The organism is Dolichospermum planctonicum (assembly GCF_005402965.1).
Lineage (GTDB): Bacteria > Cyanobacteriota > Cyanobacteriia > Cyanobacteriales > Nostocaceae > Dolichospermum > Dolichospermum planctonicum.
Genome location: NZ_BJCF01000001.1, coordinates 18,054 through 31,413 on the forward strand (window position 1 = coordinate 18,054; position 13,360 = coordinate 31,413).

Sequence of the window (13,360 nt, forward strand, 5' to 3'; positions counted from 1 at the left end):
TCCAGACAACCATAAATATAGTAGGGTGCGTCAGACTGCATAAATCATGTAAATAAAGAGATTCTTGATTCTGACCCATCCTACATCATATTTACTCAAGCGATCGCTTTTCGGTTGCTTGAATAAACGAAACCCAATATCAACCCAGATTATTCCATCTCTAAAAATTGTCTAACTGTCACAATAGCAATTTCTTGAAAAGGATTCAAAATTAACAAATCTTCATCTCAACTCACGATTAATTCTGCATTGCCATTAACAGCTAACTCTAAAAATTTATCATCCTTAGCATCTCGACAAGCAACAATAGTATCCCTAATTTCGATCAAATTTAATGATTCCGCCAACCAATCTAGAAAAAATTCTCTCTCAATTAGAGTAACATACTTTTCAAACTTTGGTCTGCTCAAAACGTCTATTATTTCTTGCCAAATCGCCTCAGACATCAAAATATTTCCCTCATGCCGAGCTTTATCTAAAGCCTGACGGGGTTGACTCTTTTTAAATAATAAAGCACTAACAATAATATTGGTATCTAAGACATATTTAGGGAGATTATTCATTCAGAATTGTCTCCAAAATTTCCGGTGTCAAGCCTCTGGAAACTGCTCTATCACTAATTTCATCCATCAATTTACCAAGAAAATCAACTTCTTCATTCAGATCCTCTCGTAAAAATAAACTAACAAGCGCCGCCAAAGATTGCTTTTTCCGTTCTGTTGCTTTTTGATAGGCTTGAGCAACGTTAGGACTCACTTTGATTGTAATTTCTTCACTAATCTGCATAGTCAAGACTTGTTGATAGTATTTATACTATTATATCGAAGCAGGGCGATTGCTGCGATCGCCCTGCAAATAAATACAGCCTTTTCCGCTCTGATGAGGTACAAAGTTGAATCATGAAACTCTTGTGGTGCGGGCATCTTGCCCGCTAAATATGTACCTCATAACACCGGGAAGTGCTGTATTATTTAGGGCTTACTGAAAAAGTGGGAAAAGGCAAGAAAAATGACTAAATAATTAGGCAAAAGCAAATAATTGATGTCTCCCGGTTTTATGTTTATTCAGCAAGTCCTAACTATAGTAAATCTCCATTTATGGTGTTTTTATAGGTTTAATATTTTTGGCTTTATAAAATGTTTCTAAACTATCACTATCACCCACAAAACGCCAATGCCAAGGTTCATAACTGACACCTTGAAGATTATCTTTAGGAAAGGAAATTTCAAAACTAAATCTGGCAGCATTGGCTTGTAACCACTGATAAGCTTTAGTATTTTCAAAATTAGCTTGTAAATTAGTGGCTGGTACTGCACCATCGCCAATATCTACAGCATAGCCTGTATGATGTTCACTATGATTAGGAGGTGCGCTTAGAGACGCTCTTTCTGCTGGAGTTTGGTTACGTTGTGCGCCAATATCAAAAAATAACTGCTTTTGCTCTTCTACGGAACGAAAGCCAGAAATTGGCACTAAAATTACTCCTGCACTCCTCGCTGCTTGTACCATAGCTTGAAATTTGACAGCAGCAGATTTTCGCATTCTGATCCTATTGTCAGCCGTAATTGGGGCTAATTCTGACTCTGGTGCTTCTGAATATGGGAAATGTCCCAAGACTGTATCATCCTTAGCAGGAGTATTATTAGCTACTGATATAGGTTTAATCGTTTCCGGCACGGAATTAGCAGTTTGCTTAGGTGTTGTCAGGGAAAACAAAAAACCACTAGAGACAGCCAGCAGCAAAAATCCGGCAAATCCACTGATGATTACAACTTGTGTTTTTAATTTTATACTACTTATAGCATCAGAATTATCACGAATGGCTATGGGAATATCATCATCAGAGTGAGGAGAGGAATTGTGTGGTTTTTTGGGAAACCCAGCTTTATTCAAGTTTTTGCTCCTATTTGTGTTTAATGGTTAAAGAAGGTCAAAGGCCAGAGTTTTTTGAATTTTTAATTCTTAATTATTTTAGGTGTAATTTTGATAGATATTTTAGAACTATATCTCCGATTAGTGGGATTAATCCTGATAGGATTTATACTGGGACGTAAATTACCCGGTAATGCTTCCATTTACATAGGTCAATTTCTCTATTGGGTGGGAGTACCTATTGGTATTATTGGTTTTTTACTGCAAACAGACTTATCAGGACAAATTTGGATTGCACCAATAATAGCGCACTTAGCCATTTTTATAGGGGCATTGTTAGCCTGGCTAGGAATCAAAGTACAAGCCAACTTCACCACCTCAGTCCCCCCAAGAGCAACTCAAGGTAGTCTGATTTTAGCAGCCATGGTAGGTAATACAGGTTATCTGGGTTTTCCCATAACTTTAGCAATGGTAGGTAAAGAATATTTTGCCTGGGCTTTATTTTATGATATGTTAGGCTCACTCTTTGGCGCTTATGGTTTAGGTGTGGTTTTAGCTGCTAAATTCGGCAACAATATCCAAAATCGCATCCAAGTAGCAAAGGTAATTTTTATTAACCCCGCGCTGTGGAGTTTTGGATTTGGCTTACTGTTGCGTCAAGTCGCGCTTCCTGAGTCAGTAGTATTTTTGTTAGAAAAATTGGGTTGGAGTACAGTAGCTTTATCCTTAATGTTAATTGGTATGAGATTTTCACAATTAAAATCCTGGACTAAATTACCACAAGCGGGGAGTAGCATCTTCATTAAAATGGTACTAGTTCCCCTGATTTTAGGTAGTACCCTCTCCCTTTTTGGTGTCACTGGTAAAGCAGCGCAGGTGATAGTTTTGCAAATGGCCATGCCACCAGCCTTAGCTACACTGGTAATAGCAGAAACTTTTGATTTAGATCGTGATTTGGCTGTCACCGCTTTAGCAATGGGGATGATAGTCTTGTTATTTACTCTTCCTCTTTGGTTATGGCTGTTTTAATTAAAAGCGGAAAAGTAGAGACGTTCCATGGGTAGCGATTCTCGTCCCTACAGAAATCCTGGATAATATTTAGATTATGTGACTACTAAATTATGCTTTTTTGCCAACTCCCCAGGACTAATATATTCGTAATGTTCAAAAGGTTGATGAATCCAAGGATTATCGGGCAAATAATCAGTATAGTAATCAGGTACAACAACAGAACAAGCTTTATACCAAATTACAGCGGTGCGAAATTCTACAATGGGGGATTGTCCATAAGAGTATAACCACGTAACTGTTTTTTGAATAGTGACACCAGAATCTACTAAATCATCTACAAGCAGAATCCGCGAACCTAAATTTTCACTAGTCATGGTTAATTGACGGGAAATAAGTAAATTATTTCTCTCTTGTTTACCCATGTCGCTGTAAGATGAGGTAGATAAAATTGCCAAAGGTTGATTGTAGATACGGGAAAGAATATCTCCTACACGCAGTCCCCCCCTAGCTAAACAGACAATTTGGTTAAATTCCCAGCCTGATTGATAAATTTTAACGGCTAATTGTTCAATTTTGTGGTGGTAATCTGGCCAAGAAATGTAAAGGTCTGACATAGGACTAAAAAAGTGTGCTAATAATTATCAATTGTCAACTAATATGGGTGTAATTTATGGTTAAAGATAATTCTGACAACAAGGATTTTTACCAATCGCTAATTAGTAAAAAATTAGATTTAAAAACTAAACTAGCTTATGGGGCTGGAGATTTGGGTCCTGCGATTACTGCAAATATTGCTGTCTTTTACATGATGGTTTTCTTTACTAATGTAGCAGGAATTCCGGCGGGTTTGGCAGGTAGTATTTTGATGATTGGCAAAATTTGGGATGGTATCAATGATCCCGTGGTGGGAATGCTAACTGATAAAACCCAATCCCGGCGCTGGGGTCGTCGTCTACCTTGGCTTTTATATGGGGCAATTCCTTTTGGTGTTTTCTTTTTCTTGCAATGGATTGTCCCCCAATTTACTGCGGATAAAAGTATTAATGTTTGGTGTTTATTTTGGTATTATGTAGCTATTGGGATTGTATCTCAGGCATTTTATACCGTTGTAAATTTGCCTTATACAGCTATGACTCCTGAATTAACTCAAGATTATGATGAACGGACTAGCTTAAATAGTTTTCGGTTTACGTTTTCGATTGGTGGTAGTATTTTATCATTAATTTTAGCCAAAATTGTTTTTTCACAAATTAGCGATCGCCAACAACAGTATTTAGTTTTAGCCGCAATTTGTACTGTAATTTCTATTTTATCTTTGTATTGGTGTGTTTATGGTGTGCGCGATCGCATTTTGGCTTTTGAAGCTAAACGTATACAATTACCAAAAGAGGCAGAAATTTCCTTTTTTGAACAGCTAAAAATCGTCTTTACTAATAAACCCTTTCTCTTTGTAATTGCTATCTATCTTTTTTCTTGGTTAGGTGTGCAAATCACAGCCAGTATTATTCCCTATTTTGTCGTTAACTGTATGAAACTTAAAGAGGGAGATGTCCCCACGGTCATGATTGCAGTTCAAGGAACGGCTTTATTTATGTTATTTATTTGGAGTTATTTAAGTCAAAAAATTGGTAAAAAACTGGTTTATTTTCTAGGCATGAGTTCTTGGATTATTGCTGCTGGTGGATTATTTTTCTTACAGCCTGATCAAATTGGTTTAATGTATATAATGGCTATAATGGCAGGTGTGGGAGTTTCTACAGCTTATCTAATTCCCTGGTCAATGATACCTGATATTATTGAATTAGATGAATTACAAACCGGACAAAGACGAGAAGGAATTTTCTATGGTTTCATGGTTTTACTGCAAAAATTTGGTTTAGCTTTGGGGCTATTTTTAGTCGGTAATACTTTACAAGCTTATGGTTTTAAAGAGGCTGTTATTGGACAAAGTTCCTTACCTGTACAACCAGAATCAGCACTTTTAGCTATTCGTATCGCTGTTGGACCAATACCAACTGTTTGTTTAATAGCAGGTTTAGTGTTAATGTACTTTTATCCCATTACCCGCGAAATGCACGCAGAAATAATGCTAAAACTACAAGAAAAACAGGAAAGAATATAAAGCATTAGGCAGTTATAATACCAATTATCTTATCAAGATGTACCAACTTAGATAAGAAACGAACCACGAAGGAGCGAAGGACGCGAAGAAAGAAAAAAGAAGAAAAAAATAAAAGATCAAAAATTCAGCCCAGGCTCACAAAGAAATGGTATAATTATTGAGATAATTGTTTTAATATCCAGAATTATCTTTAAGTGATTATATTTTTAAGTTAAAATAATCAAGCATGACAACACTTTCGACGCAGATACAATTGATATAATGAACCCTACACAAGAACAACTAAAACTCAAATTAACACAGGCTTTAGTAGCTGCTTTTGGTACAGATTACACCAATACAGATCCAATTTTGGTTTCTGCCAGTAATCCTAAATTTGGTGATTATCAAGCTAATGTAGCTTTATCCTTGAGTAAAAAGTTAGGAAAGCCACCCCGAATTATCGCTGGGGAAATTGTCAGTAAATTAGATATATCTGATATTTGTGAACCTCCAGAAATCGCTGGACCCGGTTTTATTAATCTTAAATTACAAACATCTTACTTAGAAGCACAACTTAACGCTATTCAATTAGATTCTAGATTGGGAATACCTAAAGCGACAAATCCCCAAAAGCAAATTGTGGATTTTTCTAGTCCGAATATCGCTAAAGAAATGCACGTTGGACATTTACGTTCTACGATTATTGGTGATTCCATTGCCCGGATTTTAGAATTTTGTGGTCATGATGTTTTAAGATTAAATCATGTTGGTGATTGGGGTACGCAATTTGGGATGTTAATTACCTATTTGCGGGAAGTTTATCCAGAAGCACTCACTACCGCAAATGCTTTAAATATTGGGGATTTAGTTAATTTTTACCGCAAAGCTAAACAACGATTTGATGAAGATGCGGTTTTTCAAGAAAGTTCCCGTCAAGAAGTTGTGAGATTACAAGCAGGTGCAGAAGATACGCTTCATGCGTGGAAATTGTTATGTGAACAATCTCGACAGGAATTTAAAATCATTTATGATTTACTGAATATCCAATTAATAGAAAGAGGTGAATCTTTTTATAATCCTTTATTATCAAAAGTTGTAGAAAATTTAGCAACAACGGGATTATTAGAATCAAGTCAAGGGGCAAAATGTGTTTTCTTGGATGGTTTTACTAACAGAGAAGGTAATCCTTTACCCTTAATTGTCCAAAAATCAGACGGTGGTTATAACTACGCAACTACAGATTTAGCAGCTTTAGGTTATCGCATTCAAGAAGATAAAGCCAAGCGGATAATTTATGTGACAGACGAAGGACAATCTAACCACTTTGCCCAATTTTTCCAAGTAGCAAAAAAAGCAAATTGGATTCCTGATGATGTAGAATTAGTTCATGTTCCTTTTGGGTTAGTATTAGGTGAAGATGGCAAAAAATTTAAAACTCGTTCCGGGGATACTGTGCGGTTACGAGATTTATTAGATGAAGCTATTAACCGCGCTCGTGCAGACATAGAAAAGAGATTACAAGAAGATGGACGCACAGAAACGGAAGAGTTTATGCAAAATGTCGCCGAAGTAGTGGGAATTAGTGCGGTTAAATATGCTGATTTAAGTCAAAATCGCACCAGCAGTTATGTCTTTAGTTATGACAAAATGTTATCTCTTAAAGGCAATACAGCCCCTTATCTTCTCTATGCTTATGTGAGGATTCAAGGTATTAGTCGTCAAGGTAATATTGACTTTACCAACTTGGGAATAAATCGCCAAATATTACTAAAAGAAGATGCAGAATCAACTTTAGCTAAACATCTCTTGCAACTTGATGAAGTGATTCAGGAAGTAGAACAGGATTTATTACCAAATCGGTTGTGTGATTATTTGTATCAACTCAGCGATAAGTTTAACAAATTCTATGAAAATTGTCCTGTTCTCAAATCAGAAGAACCTGCTAGAACTTCGCGGTTAATGTTATGTGATTTAACTGCAAAAACGCTGAAGTTGGGATTATCTTTGTTAGGAATTAAGGTTTTAGAAAGGATGTAAATACAAGCATTGGGTAGGGGTTTAGCTTTTGCTAAATCCTGACATAATATCAAACATATTCATTTCATTCAATATTTTTTGATAATATTCCGGTATTATTCTAAATTTATCCATTGCTAAATCTCATCTTTATATTGACAACTCCTGATGTAATATCATAAAATAGAGAGAGTTAAGGTTTCTCAAAAATAAATTATGGGAATTAAATGGGAATTAAAGAATTATTACTACCATTTCGAGAATAAATATTAAAGATTGCCACTAAATATGGTGCTGATAATTTGCGGGTTTTTGGTTCTGTCGCTAGAGGTGAAGCAACAGCAGATAGTGATGTAGATTTTTTAGTAGAACTTAAACCACAAAGTAGTTTATTTGATTATATTGGTTTAATGCAGGATTTAGCAGCATTGCTAGGACGAAAAGTGGATATTGCTGAACCTGATAATTTACGTAAATTACCCACCACTTCCCTGAGGGTAAGTGGGGGCTTTAAAAGCCCAGAGTTTACCCGACTAAGTGTTAAATCACTACGATTTTCAGGTCATCTCACCTACAAATACGTAGCCAGTTTGTAGCTGGTGAGGTTAACAGTTAAACAGGCTTATTGGGTTAATCCAGTGCTGTTAGCGTAAAAAGCCTTTAAATCTTTGTCCAGGCTAACATTACCCGCAAAGAGGGACTTTATTTTATGTCCAAAGTATTTGTTTTAGATACCAACTTCACGCCATTAAACCCAATTCATTCAGCGCAAGCTAGACAGTTATTGAGAAGCAAAAAAGCAGCAATTTATAGGCAATTCCCATTCACAATTATCTTGAAAGAATCTCGCTCAGATTCACCAATATCACTCCTAAGATTAAAGATTGACCCTGGTGCAAAGTTCACGGGAATGGTATTAGTTAATGATTCAACTGGCGAAGTTGTATTTGCTGCTGAATTAAAACATAGAGGCTTTGCAATTAGAGATGCTTTAACTTCTAGAAGCCAATTAAGACGTTCTAGACGTGCAAGAAAAACTCGTTACAGACAACCAAGGTTTTTGAATAGAACCCGTCCAGAAAGATGGTTAGCGCCGAGCCTACAAAGTCGAATTGAGAATATCAAAACTTGGGTTGAAAGATTGCGTAAACTCGCACCAATTGAGGCTATTAGTCAAGAATTAGTCAGGTTTAATATGCAGTTAATGACTAATCCTGATATTCAAGGTAAGGAATATCAGCGTGGTAGTAATTCAATTACAAATCTCACTTTAAGTTGTGAAAAGTGTAACACCAAAAAGGGAACGAAAGACATCAAATATTTTCTCAAAAAAGACCCTTTAAAGTTAGAAAAAATCTTGAAGCAAGCCAAAAGACCGCTGGCTGATGCAGCCGCAGTAAACACAACTCGTACTGCATTACTAGAAGTTCTAAAAGCAACTGGATTACCTGTAGAAACAGGTTCAGGAGGGTTAACAAAGTTTAATAGAAGTGAGCAAAATCTAGAGAAAACGCACTGGATTGACGCAGCTTGTGTTGGTAAATCAACTCCAATTCTCAATATCAAAGGTGTTAAGCCATTGTTAATTACAGCCAACGGACACGGTTCTAGACAATCTTGTCGAACTGACAAATACGGTTTTCCGAGTAGGCACGTACCGAGAGAAAAAATACATTTTGGTTTTCAAACTGGCGATATCGCTAAAGCAGTTGTCACCACGGGTAAAAAGATTGGTACTTATGTGGGAAAAGTGGCTATTCGTTCAACTGGTAGTTTCAATATTTCTACTAAAAATGGATTGATTCAAGGAATATCACATAAGTTTTGTAAACGCATTCACGCAAAGGATGGTTATTCGTATGCACAATGAATTAATTAGAGATAAAGTATTAGGTGAAGCTGTACCGTTGTGAAAGATGAGCGTTTATATTTAAGTAATATTCAAGAATGTATTGAACGGATAGAGGAATATACAAAAGGTGGTAAAGAAGAAAGAATTTATGCAAACCAAGATGATTCAAGATGCTGTAATTCGCAATTTGGAAATCAAATGATATAAGAAAGCCACCCCCAACCCCCTCCCCACAAGGTAGGAGGGGACTATGATTTACCTTATTTAAGTGCATAACGCTATAATTAGGGGTTTGGCTAGTCTTTCTTGAAAGAGGGTGATCTGATATCTTGAGGATGTCAATTATTTTGTGTTTGATTGACCTTTATGACAAAAAACCAATAATCATTCCTGCCAAAATTACAAAACCAATCCAGACATTTTGACGAAACATTTCCCCATAAGCAGAATTAGGTATTTCTGGCTTTTGTAAGCGGATAATTTGCCAAATCCAGCCCATACTAGCCAGTATTAAACTGATCCAAAAAGCACTGTGTAAATTAACTAATAACCCTACTCCAGCTAGAAGTATAATAGTACCAATGAAGAAAATAGCGATCGCTGTAGGGGCATATTTACCAAAAAACAACGCGCTAGAATTAATACCAATGCGTTGATCATCTTGGCGATCGCTCATAGCATAAATAGTATCAAATCCTAAAGTCCATAGTACCGTCGCACCCCAAAGTAACCAAGTTGGTGCTGTAATATTAGCCGTAACGGCACTCCAACTAATTAAAACCGCAAAACCCCAAGCAATAGAAAGTACCAATTGGGGAATGGGAAATACCCGTTTTGCGCCAGGATAAAGTACAATAACAGGAACGGCTGCTACAGACAACCAGAAGCTTAAAGGGTTAAGATAAAAGGCGATAATAGCAGCACAGACCAGGGCGACCATCCCCACCACTATACCAATTTGAACGGAAAGGGCGCGAGATGCAAGGGGGCGGTTGCGTGTTCTCTCTACTTGGGGATCAATATCTCTATCCCATAAATCATTAACTACGCAGCCAGCCGCACTAGTAGCGATACTACCGATGATAATCACTCCCACCAGGGGTAAAGGTGGTTTACCCGCAGCAGCCAAAAACACCGCCCACAATGCGGGAATCATGAGAATTAATCTACCTTCAGGTTTATTCCACCGTAGTAGTAGGGTAATTGTCAGCCATAATGGTTGTTGGTTGGTTTTTGGTGTCCTTAACATATTTGCTGATTTAACATATCTTTACATTTATAGAATATCGTTATTTGCTATTTGTTCTACAGTCCTATTAATCTATTCACAAGAACAACAAGATGCTGAATTTAGTCTCGGCTAACTGGGAAAATATCACCAGTCTATCAGTTCCAGAAAATCAGATGATTGCGGCTATTGATATTGGTACAAATTCTCTACATATCGTAATAGTGAAAATTGAAGCCGCTTTACCATCTTTTACCATGATTGCTCGGGAAAAAGAAACCGTAAGATTAGGCGATCGCAATTTAATTACTGGCGAATTAAAACCAGACGTGATGCTTAAAGCGATCGCCTGTTTGGGCAGATTTAAAACCCTTGCTTATAGCTTAGGTGTTACCAGTATAGTTGCAGTTGCGACTAGTGCTGTGCGTGAATCTCCTAATGGTAAAGAGTTTCTCCACCAAATCGAAACCCAAGTAGGTTTAAACGTTGACTTGATTTCAGGACCAGAAGAAGCCCGTCGCATCTATTTAGGTGTATTGTCGGGGATGGAATTTAATAACCAACCGCACATCATTATTGACATTGGTGGTGGTTCAACAGAATTGATTTTAGGAGACAGTGAAGAACCCCGGAGTCTCACCAGTACCAAAATTGGCGCAGTGCGCTTAACCGGGGAATTAGTCAAATCTGATCCGATCACCGAAACCGAATTTAAGTACCTACAGGCTTACGCTAGGGGAATGTTAGAGCGTTCTGTAGAAGAGGTGCAAGGAAAACTGAAAATTGGCGATTTTCCCCGGTTAATCGGTACATCCGGGACAATAGAAACCATTGCTACCATTCACGCACGGGAAAAATTAGGCCTTGTTCCTTCCACTCTCAATGGGTATCAATTCAGTCTCCAGGATTTACGCACCTGGGTAACTCGCTTACGTAGAATGACTAATATAGAACGGGCTGCCATTCCGGGGATGCCAGAAAAAAGGTCAGAAGTAATACTTGCAGGAGCAGTAATTTTACAGGAAGCTATGACCTTGTTAGGCTTAGAATCCTTAACAGTTTGTGAGCGATCGCTCCGGGAAGGTGTGATTGTAGACTGGATGCTGGCTCACGGATTCATTGATAACAGGCTGAGGTTTCAAAGTTCCATTCGTCAACGCAGTGTATTAAAAACTGCAAAAAAATACCAGACTAATTTAGAACATGGCGATCGTGTAGCCGCTTTTGCCCTCAGTATATTTGATCAAACTCAAGCGCAAATACATAATTGGGGTGCAAATCAACGTCAATTATTATGGGCTGCTGCGGTTTTACACAATTCTGGTCATCACGTATCACATTCAGCACACCATAAACATTCATACTACTTAATCAGAAATAGTGAATTACTGGGATATAACGAAACCGAAATTGAAATTATCGCCAATATAGCCCGTTATCACCGCAAATCTCCACCCAAGAAAAAGCATGAAAACTATCGAAATCTACTCCACAAAGAACATCGGACAATGGTTAATCAACTCAGCGCGATGTTAAGATTAGCAGTAGCTTTAGACAGAAGACAAATAGGTGCTATTGCTCATATTCAATGTGAATATCAGCCCAATTTTCAAGAATTTAAGATGTTGATATTTCCCTCATCAATTGAAGATGAATGTGGGTTAGAAATGTGGAGTTTAGATTACAAAAAAGGAGTTTTTGAAGAAGAATTTGGTTTAAGATTTGTGGCAAAATTAATGAATAGATAAAGTTGCTATGAGCATCATAAATGATAGCTGACAAATTTTTAGTATTGTCGGGTGGGCAATGCCCACCGACAGGGGGACGAAATCAGCTAATTGAGAGATTTTATAAGCTTTATAGTATTTAGACATTGTTAATATTATAATTAATATAATTAAAACTTAATTAAAACTGCTGCATTTCTGCCAATAACATCTGACTGTCTTTCCAAGACGTTATTTTGCCATCACGAGAAATTTTAGCAATAAATGGAGCAGGATGCTTACGAACAAATCTTTGCATTTGTTCAGTTGCTTTGATAAATATTTCTGCCATTTCTTCCCCTTTTAAACCTTGGGAAGTTAAAATAAACATTTTTATTTGAGCGCGAGCAACAGCAATTCTTTCTAATTTGTTTCTGCTGATTCTATCATCTTTAGTCAAAACAACCCAGCCTCTTTGACCTATCTCTGGTAGCCAGTCTACATCTTGAGTGCCTTGACCAAAATGTTGATCATGAATTTCAACTTGAATACCTGCATGGCGCAGTTTTTCTGGAACAGTTCCTGTACCTAAGCACCTATCAGTAAAAAAGGTAATTGATTCAGGTTCACTCATGCAGCAGGTAGTTCACAGCGGATAGCTTCTTCAATTTTCAGGCGATCGCATTTATAATCACAAGCTAGATCCTGAATTGACTCACCAGCCTTTAATCTTTGAGCCAAAACAGTGGTAGGAATTCCTGTCTCAGCAATCACAAGACGACCAAAAGCAATTCTAGGATCAATTACAACAATGCGGGGGTTATTTTCCTCTTGAGAAGCAGTAAAGGGAAAAAGTTTCATAGCAAATCCATTTTTATCAAACTCAATGCGTTGAAAATGAGTATTGAAAGTGCTTTTCAAATCTGTTCGCCAGTATTCTGAGGCATTAAACAAAGAAGCATATTTTTCTATGAATAAGTCAACCCCATTTGTTGAGAATTTTTCACTGGCTAATGGATGTAATACTTGAAACTTCTCCTCAATATAATCAAGAGCTATTCTTACCTTGTCTCGTTGCATTTGGTGGTGTTTACGAATAGCTCTAAGAACATGAATTTCAACGAGGTTAGTAAATGAAAGGAGTTTAGGTTTAATATCTTGAGTTAAAATTAGTGGTTTTGAGAAATTAGAACCATTTGAGATTGAAACTGTCCAAGAGCGAATTGTACCTACCGGAATACGTAAGTATTTTGCAGCATCACTAATGGAGTAGATGGCAATATCTCTAGGATCAGTTTCTCCATAAAGGTTTTTCATAAATGTACCTACCAGAGATTTTCATGTTTATCATTTATATCATAAAATCTATCTGACTAAGAATAGCCAATACGTATAAGTAAAAATTATATGTATATATAATTATAATACAAATTTATTATTTTTACAGTTTCATGGCTAAAACCAAACCTTGATATATTCACAGAAGTATTTATATAAACAAAGTTAAAAAAATAACACTTAAATTTAGAAAATTATTTTATAAAAAATCAACCCAGTCATGTTAAAGTTTT

The 13,360-nt window shown here is 36.8% G+C and carries 14 protein-coding genes and 1 pseudogene; 7 read left to right on the forward strand and 8 right to left on the reverse strand.

All coding sequences use genetic code 11. The annotated features are described in order from the left end of the window. Positions 1-227: 227 nt before the first annotated feature. The 3 genes from FFO06_RS00085 to FFO06_RS00095 all read right to left on the reverse strand — a co-directional run bounded on the left by FFO06_RS00085 (position 228) and on the right by FFO06_RS00095 (position 1,893). Complete coding sequence (locus FFO06_RS00085; protein WP_236097036.1) at positions 228-563, reverse strand: putative toxin-antitoxin system toxin component, PIN family; 336 nt, start codon at positions 561-563, stop codon at positions 228-230. Next, the gene (locus FFO06_RS00090) at positions 556-786 is read right to left on the reverse strand and encodes a hypothetical protein (RefSeq protein ID WP_028084193.1); all 231 of its coding nucleotides are present in this window, start codon (positions 784-786) and stop codon (positions 556-558) included. Before FFO06_RS00090 ends, FFO06_RS00085 begins: the two co-directional genes overlap by 8 nt. Before the next feature lie 309 nt (positions 787-1,095). Further along, entirely contained in the window at positions 1,096-1,893 is a 798-nt protein-coding gene (locus FFO06_RS00095) for a M15 family metallopeptidase (protein WP_137906218.1), read from the reverse strand. A 90-nt stretch (positions 1,894-1,983) separates the two neighbouring features. Between FFO06_RS00095 and FFO06_RS00100 the strand changes: the two genes are divergently transcribed. Further along, positions 1,984-2,901 (forward strand): AEC family transporter, encoded by a 918-nt coding sequence (locus FFO06_RS00100; RefSeq protein WP_137906219.1) that lies wholly within the window; start codon positions 1,984-1,986, stop codon positions 2,899-2,901. A 74-nt stretch (positions 2,902-2,975) separates the two neighbouring features. On the opposite strand, the gene FFO06_RS00105 is transcribed toward FFO06_RS00100, so the two are convergent. After that, the gene (locus FFO06_RS00105) at positions 2,976-3,497 is read right to left on the reverse strand and encodes a phosphoribosyltransferase (RefSeq protein WP_137906220.1); all 522 of its coding nucleotides are present in this window, start codon (positions 3,495-3,497) and stop codon (positions 2,976-2,978) included. A gap of 56 nt (positions 3,498-3,553) precedes the next feature. Between FFO06_RS00105 and FFO06_RS00110 the strand changes: the two genes are divergently transcribed. The 5 genes and pseudogenes from FFO06_RS00110 to FFO06_RS00130 all read left to right on the forward strand — a co-directional run bounded on the left by FFO06_RS00110 (position 3,554) and on the right by FFO06_RS00130 (position 9,062). Continuing rightward, positions 3,554-5,005 (forward strand): MFS transporter, encoded by a 1,452-nt coding sequence (locus tag FFO06_RS00110; protein WP_137906221.1) that lies wholly within the window; start codon positions 3,554-3,556, stop codon positions 5,003-5,005. A gap of 261 nt (positions 5,006-5,266) precedes the next feature. Then, complete coding sequence (argS, locus tag FFO06_RS00115; protein ID WP_137906222.1) at positions 5,267-7,024, forward strand: arginine--tRNA ligase; 1,758 nt, start codon at positions 5,267-5,269, stop codon at positions 7,022-7,024. 245 nt (positions 7,025-7,269) lie between these two features. Further along, positions 7,270-7,482, forward strand: a pseudogene (locus FFO06_RS21735) (nucleotidyltransferase family protein); the annotation flags it as partial. Positions 7,483-7,712: 230 nt separating this feature from the next. Next, a complete protein-coding gene (gene iscB, locus FFO06_RS00125) occupies positions 7,713-8,873 on the forward strand; it encodes an RNA-guided endonuclease IscB (RefSeq protein ID WP_137906223.1) in 1,161 nt (386 codons plus the stop codon). Positions 8,874-8,912: 39 nt separating this feature from the next. Next, entirely contained in the window at positions 8,913-9,062 is a 150-nt protein-coding gene (locus FFO06_RS00130; RefSeq protein WP_228036407.1) for a ribonuclease HepT family protein, read from the forward strand. A 157-nt stretch (positions 9,063-9,219) separates the two neighbouring features. Here FFO06_RS00130 and FFO06_RS00135 read toward each other — a convergent pair whose 3' ends face one another. After that, a complete protein-coding gene (locus tag FFO06_RS00135; RefSeq protein ID WP_137906224.1) occupies positions 9,220-10,104 on the reverse strand; it encodes a 4-hydroxybenzoate solanesyltransferase in 885 nt (294 codons plus the stop codon). A 92-nt stretch (positions 10,105-10,196) separates the two neighbouring features. On the opposite strand from FFO06_RS00135, the gene FFO06_RS00140 reads away from it, so the two are divergent. Continuing rightward, positions 10,197-11,831 carry a Ppx/GppA phosphatase family protein gene (locus tag FFO06_RS00140; RefSeq protein ID WP_137906225.1) on the forward strand — a complete coding sequence of 545 codons (1,635 nt, stop codon included), beginning with the start codon at positions 10,197-10,199 and terminating at the stop codon, positions 11,829-11,831. Here the strand turns inward: FFO06_RS00140 and FFO06_RS21015 are convergent. From FFO06_RS21015 to FFO06_RS00150, 3 genes are read right to left on the reverse strand one after another with little or no spacing between them, the layout of a single operon-like run. After that, positions 11,817-11,957: a hypothetical protein gene (locus tag FFO06_RS21015; RefSeq protein WP_162501153.1), complete on the reverse strand. Its 141-nt coding sequence runs from the start codon at positions 11,955-11,957 to the stop codon at positions 11,817-11,819. The two genes, FFO06_RS00140 and FFO06_RS21015, sit on opposite strands and share 15 nt — an antisense overlap. 34 nt (positions 11,958-11,991) lie before the next feature. Further along, a complete protein-coding gene (locus FFO06_RS00145; RefSeq protein ID WP_137906226.1) occupies positions 11,992-12,423 on the reverse strand; it encodes a PIN-like domain-containing protein in 432 nt (143 codons plus the stop codon). Next, on the reverse strand, positions 12,420-13,106 hold the full coding sequence (locus tag FFO06_RS00150; RefSeq protein ID WP_137906227.1) for a DUF433 domain-containing protein: 687 nt from the start codon (positions 13,104-13,106) through the stop codon (positions 12,420-12,422). Before FFO06_RS00150 ends, FFO06_RS00145 begins: the two co-directional genes overlap by 4 nt. Between the last annotated feature and the right edge of the window lie 254 nt (positions 13,107-13,360).

Bases quoted from the DNA above. Each gene is read 5' to 3' on its own strand.
- FFO06_RS00135 (WP_137906224.1), bottom strand. From the start codon at position 10,104: ATGTTAAGGACACCAAAAACCAACCAACAACCATTATGGCTGACAATT.
- FFO06_RS00090 (WP_028084193.1), bottom strand. From the start codon at position 786: ATGCAGATTAGTGAAGAAATTACAATCAAAGTGAGTCCTAACGTTGCT.
- FFO06_RS00085 (WP_236097036.1), bottom strand. From the start codon at position 563: ATGAATAATCTCCCTAAATATGTCTTAGATACCAATATTATTGTTAGT.
- iscB (WP_137906223.1), top strand. From the start codon at position 7,713: ATGTCCAAAGTATTTGTTTTAGATACCAACTTCACGCCATTAAACCCA.
- FFO06_RS00105 (WP_137906220.1), bottom strand. From the start codon at position 3,497: ATGTCAGACCTTTACATTTCTTGGCCAGATTACCACCACAAAATTGAA.
- FFO06_RS00140 (WP_137906225.1), top strand. From the start codon at position 10,197: ATGCTGAATTTAGTCTCGGCTAACTGGGAAAATATCACCAGTCTATCA.
- FFO06_RS00110 (WP_137906221.1), top strand. From the start codon at position 3,554: ATGGTTAAAGATAATTCTGACAACAAGGATTTTTACCAATCGCTAATT.
- FFO06_RS00150 (WP_137906227.1), bottom strand. From the start codon at position 13,106: ATGAAAAACCTTTATGGAGAAACTGATCCTAGAGATATTGCCATCTAC.
- FFO06_RS21015 (WP_162501153.1), bottom strand. From the start codon at position 11,957: ATGTCTAAATACTATAAAGCTTATAAAATCTCTCAATTAGCTGATTTC.
- argS (WP_137906222.1), top strand. From the start codon at position 5,267: ATGAACCCTACACAAGAACAACTAAAACTCAAATTAACACAGGCTTTA.
- FFO06_RS00145 (WP_137906226.1), bottom strand. From the start codon at position 12,423: ATGAGTGAACCTGAATCAATTACCTTTTTTACTGATAGGTGCTTAGGT.